The organism is Streptomyces sp. NPDC060194 (assembly GCF_042728285.1).
Lineage (GTDB): Bacteria > Actinomycetota > Actinomycetes > Streptomycetales > Streptomycetaceae > Streptomyces.
In genome coordinates, this window is record NZ_JBHWZH010000058.1 from 18,470 (window position 1) to 35,472 (window position 17,003).

18 protein-coding genes are annotated in these 17,003 nt (G+C 74.0%); 9 read left to right on the forward strand and 9 right to left on the reverse strand.

Annotated elements, in window-relative coordinates; genetic code table 11:
• The first annotated feature begins 220 nt into the window (after positions 1-220).
• Entirely contained in the window at positions 221-826 is a 606-nt protein-coding gene (locus ACFWEG_RS15320) for a hypothetical protein (protein ID WP_387214561.1), read from the forward strand.
• A 39-nt stretch (positions 827-865) separates the two neighbouring features.
• On the opposite strand, the gene soxR is transcribed toward ACFWEG_RS15320, so the two are convergent.
• Positions 866-1,309 carry a redox-sensitive transcriptional activator SoxR gene (gene soxR, locus ACFWEG_RS15325; RefSeq protein ID WP_387214564.1) on the reverse strand — a complete coding sequence of 148 codons (444 nt, stop codon included), beginning with the start codon at positions 1,307-1,309 and terminating at the stop codon, positions 866-868.
• 95 nt (positions 1,310-1,404) lie between these two features.
• Here soxR and ACFWEG_RS15330 point away from each other — a divergent pair, with 95 nt between their 5' ends.
• Positions 1,405-1,866 (forward strand): MaoC family dehydratase, encoded by a 462-nt coding sequence (locus ACFWEG_RS15330; protein WP_387214567.1) that lies wholly within the window; start codon positions 1,405-1,407, stop codon positions 1,864-1,866.
• Here ACFWEG_RS15330 and ACFWEG_RS15335 read toward each other — a convergent pair.
• The 3 genes from ACFWEG_RS15335 to ACFWEG_RS15345 all read right to left on the reverse strand — a co-directional run bounded on the left by ACFWEG_RS15335 (position 1,857) and on the right by ACFWEG_RS15345 (position 4,128).
• A complete protein-coding gene (locus tag ACFWEG_RS15335) occupies positions 1,857-2,525 on the reverse strand; it encodes a TetR/AcrR family transcriptional regulator (RefSeq protein WP_387214570.1) in 669 nt (222 codons plus the stop codon). The genes ACFWEG_RS15330 and ACFWEG_RS15335 overlap by 10 nt on opposite strands.
• Positions 2,526-2,607: 82 nt before the next feature.
• Entirely contained in the window at positions 2,608-2,895 is a 288-nt protein-coding gene (locus tag ACFWEG_RS15340; protein ID WP_387214573.1) for a YiaA/YiaB family inner membrane protein, read from the reverse strand.
• An 81-nt stretch (positions 2,896-2,976) separates the two neighbouring features.
• Positions 2,977-4,128, reverse strand: coding sequence for an acyl-CoA dehydrogenase family protein (locus tag ACFWEG_RS15345; RefSeq protein WP_387214576.1), 1,152 nt, complete (start codon positions 4,126-4,128; stop codon positions 2,977-2,979).
• A 78-nt stretch (positions 4,129-4,206) separates the two neighbouring features.
• Here ACFWEG_RS15345 and ACFWEG_RS15350 point away from each other — a divergent pair, with 78 nt between their 5' ends.
• Positions 4,207-4,854, forward strand: coding sequence for a TetR/AcrR family transcriptional regulator (locus tag ACFWEG_RS15350; protein ID WP_387214579.1), 648 nt, complete (start codon positions 4,207-4,209; stop codon positions 4,852-4,854).
• Between the two features lie 79 nt (positions 4,855-4,933).
• Positions 4,934-5,872, forward strand: a complete 939-nt coding sequence (locus tag ACFWEG_RS15355; protein ID WP_387214582.1) for a DMT family transporter — start codon at positions 4,934-4,936, stop codon at positions 5,870-5,872.
• Here ACFWEG_RS15355 and ACFWEG_RS15360 read toward each other — a convergent pair.
• Genes ACFWEG_RS15360 through ACFWEG_RS15370 form a run of 3 tightly spaced genes read right to left on the reverse strand, consistent with a single transcriptional unit; the run spans position 5,869 to position 8,567 of the window.
• A complete protein-coding gene (locus tag ACFWEG_RS15360) occupies positions 5,869-6,957 on the reverse strand; it encodes a zinc-binding dehydrogenase (protein WP_387214585.1) in 1,089 nt (362 codons plus the stop codon). The genes ACFWEG_RS15355 and ACFWEG_RS15360 overlap by 4 nt on opposite strands.
• A 20-nt stretch (positions 6,958-6,977) precedes the next feature.
• On the reverse strand, positions 6,978-8,369 hold the full coding sequence (locus tag ACFWEG_RS15365) for an aldehyde dehydrogenase family protein (RefSeq protein WP_387214588.1): 1,392 nt from the start codon (positions 8,367-8,369) through the stop codon (positions 6,978-6,980).
• A gap of 60 nt (positions 8,370-8,429) precedes the next feature.
• Entirely contained in the window at positions 8,430-8,567 is a 138-nt protein-coding gene (locus ACFWEG_RS15370; RefSeq protein ID WP_387214591.1) for a hypothetical protein, read from the reverse strand.
• Positions 8,568-8,719: 152 nt separating this feature from the next.
• Between ACFWEG_RS15370 and hmgA the strand changes: the two genes are divergently transcribed.
• Genes hmgA through ACFWEG_RS15385 form a run of 3 tightly spaced genes read left to right on the forward strand, consistent with a single transcriptional unit; the run spans position 8,720 to position 12,009 of the window.
• The gene (gene hmgA / locus ACFWEG_RS15375; RefSeq protein ID WP_387214594.1) at positions 8,720-10,042 is read left to right on the forward strand and encodes a homogentisate 1,2-dioxygenase; all 1,323 of its coding nucleotides are present in this window, start codon (positions 8,720-8,722) and stop codon (positions 10,040-10,042) included.
• Positions 10,043-10,054: 12 nt separating this feature from the next.
• Positions 10,055-10,804 (forward strand): GntR family transcriptional regulator, encoded by a 750-nt coding sequence (locus ACFWEG_RS15380; RefSeq protein ID WP_387214597.1) that lies wholly within the window; start codon positions 10,055-10,057, stop codon positions 10,802-10,804.
• 59 nt (positions 10,805-10,863) lie between these two features.
• Entirely contained in the window at positions 10,864-12,009 is a 1,146-nt protein-coding gene (locus tag ACFWEG_RS15385; RefSeq protein ID WP_387214616.1) for a type ISP restriction/modification enzyme, read from the forward strand.
• A gap of 185 nt (positions 12,010-12,194) precedes the next feature.
• Here the strand turns inward: ACFWEG_RS15385 and ACFWEG_RS15390 are convergent, their stop codons facing one another.
• Positions 12,195-12,470: a hypothetical protein gene (locus tag ACFWEG_RS15390; RefSeq protein ID WP_387214601.1), complete on the reverse strand. Its 276-nt coding sequence runs from the start codon at positions 12,468-12,470 to the stop codon at positions 12,195-12,197.
• Between the two features lie 376 nt (positions 12,471-12,846).
• Here ACFWEG_RS15390 and ACFWEG_RS15395 point away from each other — a divergent pair, with 376 nt between their 5' ends.
• Positions 12,847-14,562: a protein kinase gene (locus ACFWEG_RS15395; RefSeq protein ID WP_387214604.1), complete on the forward strand. Its 1,716-nt coding sequence runs from the start codon at positions 12,847-12,849 to the stop codon at positions 14,560-14,562.
• 45 nt (positions 14,563-14,607) lie between these two features.
• Here ACFWEG_RS15395 and ACFWEG_RS15400 read toward each other — a convergent pair whose 3' ends face one another.
• Entirely contained in the window at positions 14,608-15,417 is an 810-nt protein-coding gene (locus ACFWEG_RS15400) for an SGNH/GDSL hydrolase family protein (protein ID WP_387214607.1), read from the reverse strand.
• Between the two features lie 306 nt (positions 15,418-15,723).
• Between ACFWEG_RS15400 and ACFWEG_RS15405 the strand changes: the two genes are divergently transcribed.
• On the forward strand, positions 15,724-16,947 hold the full coding sequence (locus ACFWEG_RS15405) for a S8 family peptidase (protein WP_387214610.1): 1,224 nt from the start codon (positions 15,724-15,726) through the stop codon (positions 16,945-16,947).
• Positions 16,948-17,003: the final 56 nt, after the last annotated feature.

Consider the following 17,003-nt stretch of genomic DNA (forward strand, 5'->3'; position numbering starts at 1 on the left):
CTCCTCCCGAAGACGGTGAGCCGGAGGTTACCGCCGGTACGACCAGGACAGAAGGGTGGGCGTGCGTCACTTTTCGGCTCATGGGCGCCCGCCGGGCGACGGACCGGGGACCCGCAGGGGTTCCCGGTCGGGGTCGGTCGGTGGACGGATGGAGCCGAATCGGGGGCTGATACGTCCATTCGTCGACGCCGAAGTACCAAGCGACGGAGGTGGCAGGGCGATGGCCGGATTCCGGAGTCTCGCGAGACAGGTGCGGGACCCTCACAACGACCTGGCGCTGCGGCGGTACTCGCTGCGCAAGTGCCTGGAGAAGTTCGCCCCTTACGGGCATCGGGCGACCTGGGACCACCTGTGCTCCCGGGCCGGGTTCGGTCCTGAGGACCGGTCCCCCGATCCGGCGCGGCTGGTGGCCGCCCTGGAGGAGCTGGAGGAGGCCAGGGCGGTCTGGCTGCGGTACGAGGTGGAGTTCGCGGCCCGCCGCAAGCGGGAGAAGCACGACGGCCTGCGCCGTCCGCCCGCGTTCGACGACTGGCACCGGCTGACCTGGGGCGGGTTCGGCATCCTCGCCTGCGAGGACCCCGAGGTGCACCCCGGGGCGCCGCTGGCCGTGGTGCTGCGGAGGCTGATCTCCGCGCTGGAGGCGGAGCCCGGCGAGGAGTGCCCGGTGTGCCGGGGCGGCCACATCGTCTGGGACGGCGAGCTGGGGCAGGACCCCTGGGAGGGACCCGTCTGCGTCGACTGCGGGATCGTCGTCCCGCAGCCCGTCCTCACCGCCGAGGCGCTGGCCGAGTCCCGCCGCCCGCGCGCCCTCGCGGTGCTGGGCTGAGACGGGGGGTGCGGCCGGCGGGCCGCACCCCCACCGGTGTCACAGCCGGGAGCCGGTGCGCCGCTCGCCGAAGACGTCGCCCGGGTTGGACAGGACACAGGTCTCCAGGGAGAGGCAGCCGCAGCCGATGCAGTCGGTGAGGTGGTCCCGGAGCCGGCCGAGCTGCCGGATCCGGTCGTCGAGGACGGAGCGCCAGCTCTCGGAGAGCCGGGCCCAGTCCTCGCGGGTGGGGGTGCGGGAGTCGGGGAGCTCGGCGAGGGCCTCGCGGATGGTGGCGAGCGGGATGCCGACCCGCTGGGCGGCGCGGATGAACGCGACCCGGCGCAGGGTGTCGCGGTGGTAGCGGCGCTGGTTGCCGCTGGTGCGGGTGCTGGTGATGAGCCCCTTGGACTCGTAGAAGTGCAGGGCGGAGACGGCCGTGCCGCTGCGGGCGGAGACCTGGCCGACGCTGAGTTCGTGGAGCTCTGAGGGAATCTGCGGCACGGAGGGAACCCTACGGCCTCTCGTTGACAGCGACCGGGACGCCCCAGCATGCTGAGCAAGCGCTTAGACATCTGGCACCGAGGAAGGACCGGGACATGGCCGAGCCGAGGATTTTCACGTCCGTCGAGGAACTGCGCGCCGCCGTCGGCGAGGAGTTGGGGCACAGCGACTGGGTGGAGATCGACCAGAAGCGGATCGACCTGTTCGCGGAGGCCACCGGCGACCACCAGTGGATCCACGTCGACCCGGAGAAGGCGGCGCAGGGCCCGTTCGGGACGACCATCGCGCACGGCTACCTGACGCTCTCGCTGCTGCCGTTCCTCACGCCGCAGATCGTGATCGTCGACAACATCAGGATGGCCGTGAACTACGGCACGAACAAGGTCCGCTTCCCCTCCCCCGTGCCGGTCGGCTCGCGGCTGCGGGCCTCGGCCCGGTTCGCGGACGTCACCGAGGCCGGGGGCGGCGTGCAGGTGGCGACGGTGGTGACGATCGAGCGCGAGGGCGGCGACAAGCCGGTCTGCGTCGCCGAGGCCGTGGCCCGCTACTACTTCTGATCCGCCGGGGCCGCAGCGCCGGGGACCGGCCGCGCCCCGACCATCCGCAGCACGAGGTCGGCGTAGGACGCGCCGACCTCGTCGGGCGTCCGCCGGCCGTCGAGGCTGAACCAGCGGGCGACGTCGATGCAGAGCGAGAGCACCGCGAGGGTGGTGCCGGCCACGTCGGCGACGTCGAACTCGCCGGTGCGGACGCCGTCCTCGACGATCCCGCGGACGGCCGCGTCGCTGCGCCGCCGCAGCTCGACGATCTCGACCCGGTGCTCGTCGCTCAGCGCGTCCAGCTCGTACTGGACCACGCGGGCGGTGGTGTGCCGGACGGCGTGCCAGCGGACGAAGGACCGGACGGCGTCGGCGAGCCGCTCGGTGGGGGTCGTGTCGGCCCCGGCCGCGGTCTCCAGGATCTCCAGGGCGCGGTCGTGGCCGATCCGGCTGATCCGGTGGAGCAGCTCTTCCTTGGTCCGGTAGTGGATGTAGAGCGCAGCCGGGCTCATGTTGGCCCGGCCGGCGATGTCGCGGGTGGTGGTGGCGTGGTAGCCGCGCTCGGCGAAGGCCTCGACGGCGGCGACGAGCAGCCGGCGGGCGGCCTCGGGGGTGACCTCGGCCCAGGGCTTGTCCTCGGGCCGCCCCGCGCCGCCCGTCTCCTCGACCGTGCTCATCTCTCGCCCCTCACTCCGATCACCAGGAGGGACACCATACCGCGAGACTGAGCAAGCGCTTAGGTCTGCTCGCGGACGGGGATCAGAGCTTGGTGAGCAGGTCGTGCTCGGAGAGGTACTTCTCCAGGCGGGCCTGGTCGACCCGGTTGACCAGCTGGTCGGCCTCCTGCCGGTCGCGGACGACCTTGGCGAGGGTGAAGGCCGAGGTGGTGAGGTAGAGCACGCCGATACCGAGGAAGGCGCGGACCCAGGGGTCGGCGTCCAGGTAGGCGATGCCGAGGCCGACCGCGCCGAGCGCGACGGCGAACGAGAGCACGGCCTGCATGTGGAAGGCCGCGGTGGACGACTGCTTGACCGGTGTGTCACTCATGCCCGCCAGCATCGGCCGGTCCGGGCCGCGGGCCCATCCGCTCGTGTACTCAGTGACGTACTCATCCCGCCCGGGGCGGGCTCAGAAGGCCGAGACCCCCGTCAGCGCCCGGCCGATGATGAGCTTCTGGATCTGGCTGGTGCCCTCGTAGAGGGTCATCACGCGGGCGTCGCGGAGCAGCTTGCCCACCGGGTACTCGTCGATGTAGCCGTAGCCGCCGAAGACCTGGAGCGCGTTGTTCGCGGCACGGACCGCGGCCTCGGAGGCGAAGAGCTTGGCCTGGGAGGCGGCGGTGGCGAACTCCCGCCCGCGGTCGATCAGGTCGGCGACCCGCCAGGTGAGCAGCCGGGCGGCCTCGACGTCGACGGAGACGTCCGAGATCAACTCCTGGACCAGCTGGTAGGAGGCGATGGGCTTGCCGAACTGCTCGCGCTCGCCCGCGTATCCGACGGCCGCGTCGAGGGCGGCCTGCGCGATGCCGACGCAGCCGGCCGCGACCGACATCCGGCCCTTGGCGAGCGCGGACATCGCGATCGAGAAGCCCTTGCCCTCGGGCCCGAGCAGGGCCGCGGCGGGGACGCGGACGTCCTCCAGGTGCAGCTCGGCGGTGGCCTGGCCGCGCAGGCCGAGCTTGCCGTGGACGGTTCGGCGGGTGAGGCCGGGGGTGTCGGTCGGCACCAGGAAGGCGGAGATCCCGCGGTGGCCGGGGGTGTCGTCGCCGCGGGCGAAGACGAGGGCGACGTCGGCCCAGGTGCCGTTGGTGATGAACATCTTCGAGCCGGTCAGCCGGTAGTCGTCCCCGTCGCGGACGGCCCGCGTCGTCAGGTTGCCGGCGTCGGAGCCGGTGCCGGGCTCGGTGAGGGCGAAGCAGCCGAGGAGTTCACCGGAGGTGAGCCCGGGCAGCCAGGCCCGCTTCTGCTCCTCGTCCGCCCAGTGGGCGATCGTCTTGGCGACCAGGCCGAGCGAGACCGAGACGATGCCGCGCACGGAGGAGTCCGCGCGGCCGAGTTCCTCGGTGACCAGGCAGTACGCGAGGTGGTCGCCGCCGGAGCCGCCGTAGGACTCGTCGACGGTGAGGCCGAGGAAGCCGAGTGCGCCGAGTTTGCGGACGATCCCCCGGTCGACGCTCTCAACGCGGTCCCATTCCGCGACGTACGGGGCGACCTCCTTGGCCGTGAAGTCGCGGGCGAGGCGGCGGACCGCCGTCTGCTCCTCGGTCAGCTCCAGATCCACCGGGCACCCCTGCCGTCTCTCGCGTGCACCTTTAATTAGCACTGCTAGTTTACCGGTCTCCGGCCTACTATGAGCCGCATGGCCCGACCACGCAAGCCCCTGCTGAGCAGGGAGCGCATCATCGAAGCCGCGAGCGCCCTGGTGGACGCAGAGGGGCTCGACGCGGTCTCCACCCGGCGGCTCGCGGCCGAGCTGGGCGTGAGCGGGCCCTCGCTCTACAACCACTTCCGGACCAAGGACCAGATCCTGGAGGCGGTGGCGGACGCGGTCAGCGCCCGGGTCGACCTGTCGATGTTCGAGGACGGCCGCGACTGGCGCACGGCGCTGCACGACTGGGCGGTCTCCTACCGGGCGGCCCTCTCCGCGCACCCGAACATCGTCCCCGTGCTCGTGCGCGGGCCGGGCCGGCGGCCTGCCGGGCTGCGGCTGGCGGACGCGATGTTCGGCGCGATGGTGGACGCGGGCTGGCCGCCGGCCCAGGCCACGTACATCGGCGCGCTGATGCGCTACTTCATCACCGGCTCGGCGCTCGCCTCCTTCGCCCGCGGGTTCGTCGACGAGAAGGCCGCGTACGACCCGGCCGACTACCCGCACCTGGGCCAGGCGCACCTGCTGGCCGAGCGCGGCGAGAAGATCGACGAGCGGGCCTTCGAGACGGGTCTGACGGCGCTGCTCGACGGACTCGGCACGCTCTACGCGAACGTCGGGCCAACGGCGCGCGGGTAGCGGTCCTCCGCCCCGCCGGGCCGGCCGCGGGCGCGATATCGGGGTGAACTCCGGCGGCACCGGGGGTTAGGTTGCGCCCATGGCGACTTCCCGGGGCCGTGCGTTCGCCGCGGCCGGCACGACCGTCCTGCTGTGGGCCTCGGCCTTCGTCTCGATCCGCAGCGCGGGGGACGCGTACTCGCCCGGCGCGCTCGCGCTCGGGCGGATGCTGTCGGGGGCGCTGGTGCTCGGCCTGGTCCTGCTCGTGCGCAGGGAGGGTCCGCCGCCGCGGGCCGCGTGGCCGGGGATCGCGGTGTCGGGGGTGCTCTGGTTCGGCGTCTACATGGTCGTCCTCAACTGGGGCGAGCAGCTGGTCGACGCGGGGACGGCGGCGCTCCTCGTGAACGTCGGCCCGCTGCTCATGGCCCTGCTGGCCTGGTGGCTGCTCGACGAGGGGCTGCCGCAGCGGCTGGTGGCGGGCATGGCGGTGAGCTTCGCCGGCGCGGTGGTCGTCGGCCTGTCCATGTCCGGCGGGGACGGCTCCTCGCTGCTCGGCGTGGCGCTCTGCCTCCTCGCGGCGGTCACCTACGCGGCCGGGGTGGTCGCCCAGAAGCCGGCGCTGCGGCACTCCTCCGCGCTCCAGGCGACGACGTTCGGCTGCGCGATCGGGGCGGCGGCCTGCCTGCCGTTCAGCGGGGTCCTGGTGTCCGAGCTGGCCGACGCGCCGCTGTCCGCCACGCTCAACATGGTCTACCTGGGCGTCTTCCCGACCGCCCTGGCCTTCACCACCTGGGCGTACGCGCTCGCCCGGACGACCGCCGGGCGGATGGGGGCGACGACGTACGCCGTGCCCGCGATCGTCGTGCTGATGTCGTGGGCGTTCCTGGACGAGGTGCCCGGCGCGCTCACGTTGGCGGGCGGAGCGCTGTGCCTGGCCGGGGTGGCGGTCTCCCGCTCGGGGGGCCGGCCCCGGGGCGGGCCGCCCGTCGCCGGACGGCCCGCGGACGAAGGGGCCCCGACCCGGGGGCGCGCCTCCTAGAAGACCACCAGCGAACGGCCGCCCTTGCCCGCGACCATGTTCTCGAAGGCGGCGGGGACGCCGTCGAGGGTGATGCGGTCGGTCACCAGCGCGCCGAGGTCGAAGCGGCCCGCGCGGACGTGCTCGGCGATGACCGGCAGGTCCGCGGCCGGATCGGAGTCGCCGTAGACGCAGCCGCTCAACGACCGCCCCCAGTGGAAGAGCTCCAGCGCGTTGAAGGTGACCTGCTGGTCCTTGCCGCCGATACCGACGACGGTGGTGCGGCCGCCGCGCCGGGTGGCGTCCCAGGCGGCGCGGATGGTCGCCGCCCGGCCGACGCACTCGACGGCCGCGTCGACGCCCTGCCGGCCGGTGAGGGCGCGGATCTCCTTGGCGGTGGCGGGCCCGGCGAGCAGGAAGTCGGTGGCCCCGGCCGCCCGGGCGAGGCCCTCCTTCTCCGGCGACACGTCCACGGCGACCACCTGGGCCGCGCCCGCGATCCGGGCGGCCTGGAGGGCTGCCAGGCCCACCCCGCCGACGCCGAACACGGCGACCGTCTCGCCGGTGCGGACGCGGGCGGAGTTGTGGACCGCTCCCCAGCCGGTGAGGACCGCGCAGCCGAGCAGGGCCGCCCGGTCCAGCGGGATGCCCGCCGGGACGGGCAGCACGCAGGCGGCGGGGACGACGGTCTCCTCGGCGAACGCGGCGACGTTGAGGCCGGGGTGCAGCACGGTGCCGTCGGGGGTGCGGGCGTAGGGGTCGGCGGCGCCCAGCAGGGCCTTGGCGCAGAGCCAGACCTCGCCGAGCGCGCAGGCGTGGCACCTTCCGCAGGAGGGGGCCCAGTTGAGGACGACCTCGTCGCCGACGGCGACGTCGGAGACCCCCTCGCCGACGGCGACGACCGTGCCCGCGCCCTCGTGGCCGAGGACGGCGGGCAGCGGCACGCTCATGGTGCCGTCGGTCAGGGACAGGTCGGAGTGGCAGACCCCGGCGGCGGCGAGCCGGACCCGCACCCGGCCGGGGCCGGTGTCGGGCAGCTCGATGTCGCCGACCTCGATCGGCGAGCCGACGGCGGTGGCATGGACGGCGCGAACGGTGGCGGTCACGGTGTCACGGGCTCCTCTGCTCAGTACTGGAGGGACTTGGCCTCGAGGAACTCGCCCAGGCCGTGCACGCCGAGCTCGCGGCCGACCCCGGACTTCTTGTACCCGCCGAAGGGCGCCAGCGGGTTGAAGGTGCCGCCGTTGATGTCGACCATCCCGGTGCGCATCCGGCGTGCGAAGGCGGTGGCCTCCGCCTCCTCGCCCCAGACCGCGCCGGAGAGCCCGTAGGCCGTGCCGTTGGCGATCGCGAGGGCCTCGTCCTCGTCGGCGTAGCGGATCATGGCGAGGACCGGGCCGAAGATCTCCTCCTGCTCGATCGTCATACCGGGCGCGACGTCCGCGAAGAGCGTCGGCCGGACGTAGTAGCCGCGCTCCAGCGGGGCGTCGGGGCCGCCGGCGACGAGCCGGGCGCCCTCCTCGACGCCCTTCTCGATGTAGCCGCGCACCCGGTCCCGCTGCCTGGCGCTGACCAGCGGGCCGATCCGCTCGCCGGGGACGTACTTGGCGATCGCCGCCTCCGCGAGGGCCACCGCCTCGTCGTACCGGTCGGTGTGGACGAGCATCCGGGTCCAGGCGGTGCACGTCTGGCCGGAGTTGCCCATCACGTTCGCCACGCCGATGTTGACGGCCTTGGCGAGGTCGGCGCTCGGCAGGACGACGTTGGCGGACTTGCCGCCGAGCTCCAGGGAGACCCGCTTGACGGCCGCACCGGCGAGCGCGCCGATCTCGGAGCCGACCGCGGTGGAGCCGGTGAAGGACACCATGTCGACGCCGTCGTGCTCCGCGATCGCCCGGCCGACGACCGGGCCGTGCCCCGTCACCAGGTTGAACACCCCGGCGGGCAGCCCGGCCTCGTCGACGCACTCGGCGAAGAGCTGCGCGACCAGCGGGGTGTCCTCGGCGGGCTTGAGAACGACGGTGCAGCCCGCCGCGAGCGCGGGCGCCACCTTGGCCACGACCTGGTGCAGGGGGTAGTTCCAGGGCGTGATCGCGCCGACCACCCCGACCGGTTCAAGGTGCACGACCGAGTTGGCGATCCGCTGCTCGAAGTCGTGGCTCGCGGCCAGTTCCGCGAACGAACCGGCGACGATCGCCGGCAGGCCCGCGTGCACGGCCTGGGCGAACGCCGGCGGCGCGCCGAGTTCGGCGGTGACGGTCTCGGCGATCTCGTCCTTGCGGGCGACGAGCCGGTCCCGCAGCGCGGTGAGCTTCGCGGCCCGGTCGGCGGGGGCGGTGGCCGCCCAGTCGTCGAAGGCCGCGCGGGCCGCTCGGACGGCCGCGTCCACGTCCTCGGCGGTCCCGGCCGGGACCTGCCCGATCGGCTCCTCGGTGGCGGGGTTCAGGACCTCGATCACGTCCGTCCCGGCGGCGGGCCGCCAGGACCCGCCGATGTACATCCCGTCGTGGGCCTTCATGGAGGCTTCCTTCCGCTCACGGTCGTCGTGGTCGCGGCCTCCAAACTAGCGCCGTTAGTTTTAGGATGCCAGGAAGACAGGGGGAACGGCTCGGATCGCCCCGAAGAGCACGCCGGCGAGCAGGACCGCCGGGGAGAAGCAGGCGGGCAGGCCGTCGTCGATCGTGACGCCGCAGCGGACGGTCGCGGACATCGGCATCGCGGCGGTCGGCGCGAGCGGTATGCGCGAAACCGCAGGTGGTGCCGGATCGGCCTGGTGTCGCTCTTGCGCCGGGCGGACCTGATTCCTACTGTTCGGCACAGGAATCGCCACGGGGCCGCCGGCCCACGGCGGGGAACCGGGAGCGCGCGATGGGCACCACCGCACAGCAGACGGCCGACGGGCTCGGCTACCTGACCGGCTTCGGCAACGAGCACGCCAGCGAGGCCGTCCCGGGCGCGCTGCCGCACGGGCGGAACTCCCCGCAGCGCGCGCCCCTCGGCCTCTACGCCGAGCAGCTGAGCGGCTCGGCGTTCACCGAACCCCGCGCCCACAACCTCCGCTCCTGGCTCTACCGCATCCGCCCCTCCGCCGCGCACCCCGCCTTCCACCGGATCGGCAACGGCGAGCTGTCCGGCGCCCCGTTCGCCTCCGCCGCACCCGACCCGAACCGGCTGCGCTGGGACCCGCTCCCCTCCCCCGCGCCCGGCACCGACTTCCTGGCCGGCCTGTGGACCCTAGGGGGCAACGGCGACGCCTCTCAGCGGACCGGCATGGCGATCCACCTCTATGCGGCCGACTCCTCCATGGGGAACCGGGTGTTCAGCGACGCCGACGGCGAGCTGCTCATCGTCCCCGAGCGCGGCGGACTGCTCCTGCGCACCGAGTTCGGCCTCCTGGCCGCCCGCCCCGGCGAGATCGCGCTGATCCCGCGCGGCGTCCGCTTCCGGGTGGAACTCCTCGACGCCGAGGCCCGCGGCTACGTCTGCGAGAACTACGGCCGCCCCTTCCAGCTCCCCGACCTCGGCCCGATCGGCGCCAACGGCCTCGCCAACGCCCGCGACTTCCGCGCCCCGGTGGCCGCCTACGAGGACGTCGAGGGCCCGGTCGAGGTCGTCAGCAAGTACTGCGGCAACCTCTGGGCGGCCACCTACGACCACTCGCCGCTCGACGTCGTCGCCTGGCACGGCAACTACCTGCCGTACGTCTACGACCTGCGCCGTTTCAACGCGATCGGGTCGATCAGCTACGACCACCCCGACCCGTCGGTCTTCACGGTGCTGACGTCCCCGTCCGACACCCCGGGCCTGGCCGGCGTCGACTTCGTGGCCTTCGTGCCGCGCTGGCTGGTCGGTGAGGACACCTTCCGGCCGCCGTACTTCCACCGGAACGTGATGAGCGAGTACATGGGCCTGATCGAGGGTGCGTACGACGCGAAGGCCGCGGGGAAGGGCGGTTTCGTGCCGGGCGGCGGGTCGCTGCACAGCATGATGTCCGCGCACGGCCCGGACCGGACGACGTTCGACCGGGCGAGCGCGGCCGACCTCGTGCCGCAGAAGGTGGACGACGGCCTGGCGTTCATGTTCGAGACCCGCTGGCCGGTGACCCTCACCGCCCGGGCCGCGGAAGCCGACCATCTCCAGTCGGGCTACGACGACGTGTGGCAAGGTCTTGAGCGCCACTTCCGGTCATGACTCGGAGAAACGATGACCGCCTTCGCGCCCGACTCGATCACGCTCAATCGCAAGCTGCCGCTCTGGTACCAGGTGTCGCAGTCGCTGCGCGCCTCGATCCTCGGGCGCACCCCGGAGGCCCCGCTGCGGCTGCCGACCGAGGACCAGCTCGCGGGGCACTACGGCGTCAGCGTCCTGACGATGCGCCAGGCGCTGAAGGAGCTGGAGACGGAGGGGCTGATCAGCCGGCACCGGCGGCGGGGCACCTTCATCGAGCCGGACGCCCGGCGCGGCAGCCCGGTGCGGCTGCTCGGCTCGGTGGACGCGATCGTCGCCCAGCAGTCGGGCATGACGACGGAGCTGCTCTCCCACGGCCCCGCCCCCGTCCCCGCCGAGCTGCGCGCGGAGTTCCCCGGCTTCACGGAGGTGGCCGCGTACCACCGGCTGCGCAGCGACGAGCAGACCGGTGAGCCGACGAACCACGCCCGCAACTACGTCCGCCCCGAGCTGGCCGCCCGGATCGACCCCGCGGACCTCGGCCGGTGGCCCATGACGAAGGTGCTGCGGGACGCGGTCGGGGTGCGGATCAGCCGGATCACCGACACCGTCGAGGCGCGCCTCGCCGACCCCGAGACGGCCCGGCTGCTCCAGGTCCCGCTGCTCAGCCCGATCCTGCACTACACCGGGGTCACCTACGACGAGGGGGGCCGGGCGCTCGACGTGGCCCTGATCCACTACCGGGGGGATCGTTTCTCCTTCACGGTGACCCTCGACGCGCACTGAACGCCGCTGCCTACGATGGCCCGGTGACGGACGAAGCGACCCCGCTGCTCGACGACCTGATGCCCTGGTCGGTGGACCCGCCGCGGGTCGGCCGGGGCTGGCCGGTGGCCGCGGACCGGGCCGCGCTCACCGCGCGCTGGGAGGCGTTCACCGGCGCGGGGGACGAGCGGGCGCAGCTGTTCGGGGTGAGCCGGGCGCGGACCCTGGAGACGGCCGTCGCCCACCTGCCGGGGCAGCGCACCGGGACGGGGCGGCTGAGCCGCGAGTCCGGCCCCTGCCCGCAGCCGATCCGGGTGCTGCACGGTCCGTTCGACGCCCGGTGGCTGCTGCCGGACCACCGGCTGATCGACGCGGCCCGCCCCGAGCTCTGGCGGATCGCCGACGCGGAGCAGGTGTTCCTGGTGCAGCTGCCCGAACTCCCCGTCCCGGACGGCCCGTCGCTCCTCGCCACCCGGCTGCTGCCCGTGGGGCCGCAGACGCCCGGTCGCGGCGCCCGCGTCCGCCCGCTGTACCGGCGGCCCGGCGGCCGCGAGCCGAACCTCGCGCCGGGGCTGACGGCGCACCTCACCGACCGGCTGGGGGTCGCGGTCTCTGCCGAGGACGTGGCCGCGTGGATCCTCGCCTCGGCCCGCCCCGGCCGGCGGGTGCCGCTGACCGCCGACCCGGCCCGCTGGGCGCGGGGCGTCGCGGCGGGCCGGCGGCTGCGGGCGCTGCAGTGCGGGGACGGGGAGCGGCCGAGACTGCCGGGCGGCCGGCGGCCGTTCGTGCGGGCCGCGCTCGGCGGATGGCCGGGCGGAATCGCCTACGTGCCCCAGGAGGGGACCCTGCTGCTCGGCGACGCGCGGATCGCGCCGGTCGCCCCGGAGGCGTGGGAGTTCCGGGTGGGCGGGCTGCGCGTCCTGGAGCAGTGGTTCGCCGGGCGGGCGCAGCGGGGGGAGCCGGGGACGCTGGAGGCGATCGGGCCGCGCGCCTGGCCGCAGCGGTGGACCTCGGAGCTGCTCGACCTGGTCACCGTCCTCGCGCTGCTCGCCGAGGCGGAGGTCGAGGTCGCGGCGGCGCGGGAGTCGGCCGAGGACGGGCCGGTCGTCGGGGCGCCGGAGCTGCGGGCGGCGGGGGTCCTGCCGGTCCCGGCGGCGGCGCGTCGGCCCGCCTCGGTGCTCGATCACCAGGAGGACGGGCCCGACGGGCAGTTGTCGCTCGTCTGAGGGGCGGGGCGGGCGGACGCACGGACGCCCGCGTCCGGTGTCCTCGGGGTGGGCCTTGCCCCGAGCCGTCCGCCGAGGGTGGGGACGGGGACGGTCGGGGTGCGGCGGTGGGCCGGAGGGGCCGGGACGCGGGCGGGTGCGCACAGGTGCGTGCGGTTCTCGGCCGGCGGCCGACGTCGGAGCGTCTAGTGGCCGCCGAAGAGGGTCCGCCGCAGCCGGCGCAGCGGCGCGAACAGCGAGAGCTTCGAGACGCGCGCGCCCCGGCTCGTGTCCGCCCGGTCGCGGGCCGCGTTCCGCGTGGTCAGCTCGCGCATCAGCAGCGTCGCCTCGGCCGTCTCGCGCTGCGGGACGGCCGGGCCGCCGAGCACCGCGAGGTGACGGTCGAGACGCGAGCTGGTCGCACCGCTGCCGCACGTGATCGCAGGCACTCGCGCCCTGCTGCGCACCGTTATCTGTTCCATGTCACTCCCCACCCGCTACGAGGGCACTCGGCCCGGGCACATTAACCCTATCGCCCTCCGGTCACACCCGGGTATCCCGGCCTTGGATTCCCTGTCCCCGCAAGGGCGTTGACCATGCGGACCGCTTTCCGCCGCAATTCCGGGCGAGTGGGACAAGTCGTCGCGGGAACGTCACGAGTTCGCCGCCAAAGCGGCGCGAAACCGACGTGACAACGTCATGATCGAGCCCTCGGAAGCCGTTCGGGGAACTGCGGGCCCGCCGGATCCGTCTCCCTTCCCGCGCGTGTCACGGGTCCGCGCGGCGCGCCCGGGAACGGTTCGGCCGTCAGGGGCCGGGCAGGCGACCGGAATCGGACGAATCTCGGGGAGGCATCGCGTGAGCGGGACGCCGGGTGGGACGCGCAGAGTCGCGGACCGTTATCTGCTGCTCGACGCGCTGGGCGCGGGCGGTATGGGCACGGTCTGGCGGGCGCGGGACGAGCTGCTCGGCCGCGAGGTCGCGGTCAAGGAGGTCAAGGCCCCGCAGGGCTTCGACACCGGCGACAGCTCACGGCTCTACGCGCGCCTGGAGCGCGAGGCGTGGGCGGCGGCCCGGATCTCGCACCGCAACGTGGTCACCGTCTACGACGTGGCGACGGAGGACGGCCGGCCCTGGATCGTGATGGAGCTGGTGCGCGGGCTGACGCTGGCCGACGTGCTCGACGGCGAGGGTCCGATGGAGCCCGCCCGCGCCGCGCACGTCGGGGCCGAGGTGCTCGCCGCGCTGCGCGCCGCCCACGACGCCGGCGTGCTGCACCGGGACGTCAAGCCCGGCAACGTGCTGATCGCGAACGACGGGCGCGTCGTCCTCACCGACTTCGGCATCGCGACCGTCGAGGGCACCTCCGCGCTCACCATGACCGGGGAGCTGATCGGCTCGCCCGAGTACCTCGCCCCGGAGCGCGCGCTCGGCCGGACGCCCGGGCCCGAGTCGGACCTCTGGTCGCTCGGCGTGCTCCTCTACGCAGCGGTGCAGGGCAGTTCGCCGTTCCGGCTCGACACCCCGCTCAGCACCCTGCGGGCCGTGGTCGACGAGGAGCTGCCGCCGCCGGACCGGGCCGGGCCGCTCGAACCCGTCCTCGAGGGGCTGCTGCGCAAGGACCCGGCCGAGCGGCTCACCGCCGAGCAGGCCGAGCACGACCTGCGGATCGTGGCCGCCGGCGGCACCGTCGGCGGTCCGCCGCCGACCGGGACGACGCGCGCGGTCCCCTACGCGGCGCCCGTCCCCGCCCCGGTGCCGTACGGGCCGGACACCCGGCGGACCGGTCCCGTCCCCCTGGCCGCCCCCGTCTCGCCCACGACCGCCACGGCCGACCCGGCGTACGGCGGGGACGGGCAGCGGAACGCCGGGCTGCTGGTGATCATCGGCCTGCTGGTGCTGCTCCTCGCGGGCGGCGGGACCGCCTGGTACCTCTCCGGCCGGGACGGGGAGAACGGGAACGGCTCGGGAACGGACACGGCGGGGGCCGCGGCGGGCGGCGCGGGCGAGTCACCGTCGCAGAAGCCGACGGAGCGGAGCACGGCGCCGGAGGAGGAAAGGACCACGCCCGCGGAGCCGGAGGAGACGACGAAGGAGGAGTCCACTCCCCCGCCCGAGAAGCAGCGGATCACCGTGGAGGTGAGCGCCGAGCGCGACTCCTACGAGGGCCCCTGCCCGGCGCCGGAGGACGAGCAGCCCCTGTTGAAGGGGGAGGTCGAGGTGACGGTGGCGCCGGCCCGGGCGGAGTACCGCTGGGTCTCGTCCGCGGGAGCGAGCGACTGGTCGGCGCTCTCCTTCGCCGAGGGTGAGAAGAAGCAGGAGGTGCGGGTGAACGTGCCCACCGGCACCGAGTCCTACCGGGCCGAGGCCGTCCTGCAGGTGCGGGCCGAGGGAGTCCGGCAGGTGAACTCCGAGCCGCTCCCGTACACGGTGACCTGCGAGGACGACGGCGAGCCCAGCGGTGAGCCGTCGGAGCCGACGGACGGCGGGGGCGGCGGCGAGGACGGCGGAGGGGACGGCGGCGGGGGCGACGGCGGCGGAGACGACGGCGGCGGGGACGACGGCGGTGCCTGAGCGGGGGTCCGGCGTCCGACGGCCGGGCGCCGGACCCCCTGGCGGTCAGGCCAGTGCGTCGAGGACCGGCAGGTAGCCGCGGGACTGGCCGGCGGCCTTCGGGTGGTAGGACTCGGTGATGTTCAGCAGGTTGAGGCTGTTGATCCAGGAGTCCCCGGAGCAGATCTCGTGGCCGGTGAAGGCGGGGGTGACGTCGCCGAAGGTGAAGCCGTGGTCGGCGGCGCGCTTGGCGGTGACGGCGTTGAGGTGGTCGGCCCCGCCGTTGATGGCGGCGCGCTCCCGTTCGGTGAGGCCGGCGATGCAGCTGCCGTTGAGCTTGTAGAAGCGCGGGTAGCCGAGGACGACCACCCGGGCGCTCGGGGCCTTGGCGCGGATCGCGTCGTATACGGAGTCGAGCCGGCCCGGCAGGGTGGTGTCGGCGTAGGCGCGCGCGGTGGCGATGCGCGAAAGGCAGCGGCTCTCCGACTGCAGGACGCAGGTGGTCATGACGTCGGCGAAGCCGGCGTCGTTGCCGCCGATGCTGATCGAGACGAGGTCGGTGGAGGCGTTCAGCGGCCCGAGCTGACCGGAGGTGACGTCGTTGGTGCGGGCGCCCGAGCAGGCGGTGAAGGCGAACGAGGACGGGGAGTTGGCCGCGGCCCACAGGGCGGGGTAGGCACGCGGCGTGCGCTTGCAGTCGCCGCTCGCGCTGTCGTAGCCGCCGGATCCGACGCCCGAGGAGTAGGAGTCGCCGAGGGCCACGTAGTCGACGGGCGCGGCACTGCCCGCCGCCTGGGCGGCGCCCGCCCCGGTGAGGGCGAGGGTGGTGGCGGCGACCAGCGAGGACGCGAACGCCGCGAGTCGGAAGGGTCTCATGGAACCTCCTTCAGCAGGATCTCTGCGTCACATGTCGTACCACCGCCGCTACCGGTCGGTAAGTCTCCGCGCGCGGATGTGAATGGGGAGAAATGTTCACACCCGCGAGGTTTGAATTGCGTTCCCGTGTCCGGCATATGACAGGGCGTCACACCCTCTTGTCCTGAGCACGCCGAGCCGCCACGCTCTTGGACCAGACCGCGGACGGAACGCCCTGTTCCCGGTCGTGCGTGCGACCCCGCGCGTACCCCCCACACACCGGCGAGCGGCCATCCCGCGCGCCTCCATCAGGAGGACCTCCTCGTCATGGCGCATCAGCGAAGCAGTCAGCGCATCGGAAAGATCCCCGCCACCGTGCTCGCGGCCATCGGCACGGCCGCCCTGCTCGGCACGGCCACCGCGCTCCCGGCCCAGGCGGCCCCACCCGCCGAGGGCACCGTCGTCGGCGCGGACGCGGCGGGCGCGGTGAAGGACAGCTACATCGTCACTCTCAAGAAGAGCAGCGGCCTGAAGTCGACGTCCAAGGCCGGCAGGAGCCTGATATCCGGCTACGGCGGGTCGGTGGAGCACACCTACCAGAAGGCGCTCAACGGCTACGCGGCCGAGCTCTCGGCCACCGAGGCCCGCAGACTCGCGGCCGATCCGGCCGTCGACCAGGTCATCCAGGACGTGGCCGTGCGGGCGACCGCCACCCAGACCAACCCGCCGAGCTGGGGCCTGGACCGCATCGACCAGGCCCGGCTGCCGCTCGACCGGAGCTACACCTACCCGGACAGCGCGGGCGCGGGCACGACGATCTACGTCATCGACACCGGCGTCAACATCGCCCACACCGACTTCGGCGGGCGCGCGGTCAACGGCTACGACGCCGTCTCGAACGACAACGTGGCCCAGGACGGCAACGGCCACGGCACGCACGTCGCCTCGACCGCGGCGGGCACGGCCTACGGGGTCGCCAAGCGGGCGCGGATCGTGGCCGTGCGGGTGCTGAACAACTCCGGTTCGGGCACCACCGCCGGGGTCGTCGCCGGCATCGACTGGGTGACCCGGAACCGGACCGGCCCGTCGGTGGCCAACATGTCGCTCGGCGGCGGCGCGTCCACGGCGATCGACAACGCGGTCCGCAACTCCATCGCCAGCGGGGTGACGTACGCGGTGGCGGCGGGCAACGAGTCGGTGAACGCGAGCACCCGCTCCCCCGCCCGGGTCACCGAGGCGATCACCGTCGGCGCGACGACGAGCACCGACGCGAAGGCCTCGTACTCCAACTTCGGTTCGGGGCTCGACCTGTTCGCGCCCGGTTCGTCGATCACGGCGGCGTGGCGGACCAGCAACACCGCGACCAACACCATCTCCGGCACCTCTATGGCGTCCCCGCACGTCGCGGGCGCGGCGGCGATCTACCTCGCCGGGCACACCTCGGCGACGCCCGCCCAGGTCCAGACGGCGCTGGTGAACGGGGCGACGACCGGGGTGGTGACCTCACCCGGCAGCGGCTCGCCCAACCGGCTGCTGCGGATCGTGCCGTAGCCGCCCAACTCCCCCATCCCACACGCCGGTTCCCCGGACGCGGTCCCTCCGCGTCC

Coding starts and splice junctions, on each gene's coding strand:
- ACFWEG_RS15320 (WP_387214561.1), top strand. CDS start 221: ATGGCCGGATTCCGGAGTCTCGCGAGACAGGTGCGGGACCCTCACAAC.
- hmgA (WP_387214594.1), top strand. CDS start 8,720: ATGGGCACCACCGCACAGCAGACGGCCGACGGGCTCGGCTACCTGACC.
- ACFWEG_RS15370 (WP_387214591.1), bottom strand. CDS start 8,567: ATGCCGATGTCCGCGACCGTCCGCTGCGGCGTCACGATCGACGACGGC.
- ACFWEG_RS15365 (WP_387214588.1), bottom strand. CDS start 8,369: ATGAAGGCCCACGACGGGATGTACATCGGCGGGTCCTGGCGGCCCGCC.
- ACFWEG_RS15350 (WP_387214579.1), top strand. CDS start 4,207: ATGGCCCGACCACGCAAGCCCCTGCTGAGCAGGGAGCGCATCATCGAA.
- ACFWEG_RS15405 (WP_387214610.1), top strand. CDS start 15,724: ATGGCGCATCAGCGAAGCAGTCAGCGCATCGGAAAGATCCCCGCCACC.
- ACFWEG_RS15390 (WP_387214601.1), bottom strand. CDS start 12,470: ATGGAACAGATAACGGTGCGCAGCAGGGCGCGAGTGCCTGCGATCACG.
- ACFWEG_RS15400 (WP_387214607.1), bottom strand. CDS start 15,417: ATGAGACCCTTCCGACTCGCGGCGTTCGCGTCCTCGCTGGTCGCCGCC.
- ACFWEG_RS15330 (WP_387214567.1), top strand. CDS start 1,405: ATGGCCGAGCCGAGGATTTTCACGTCCGTCGAGGAACTGCGCGCCGCC.
- ACFWEG_RS15335 (WP_387214570.1), bottom strand. CDS start 2,525: ATGAGCACGGTCGAGGAGACGGGCGGCGCGGGGCGGCCCGAGGACAAG.
- ACFWEG_RS15355 (WP_387214582.1), top strand. CDS start 4,934: ATGGCGACTTCCCGGGGCCGTGCGTTCGCCGCGGCCGGCACGACCGTC.
- ACFWEG_RS15340 (WP_387214573.1), bottom strand. CDS start 2,895: ATGAGTGACACACCGGTCAAGCAGTCGTCCACCGCGGCCTTCCACATG.
- ACFWEG_RS15380 (WP_387214597.1), top strand. CDS start 10,055: ATGACCGCCTTCGCGCCCGACTCGATCACGCTCAATCGCAAGCTGCCG.
- ACFWEG_RS15385 (WP_387214616.1), top strand. CDS start 10,864: ATGCCCTGGTCGGTGGACCCGCCGCGGGTCGGCCGGGGCTGGCCGGTG.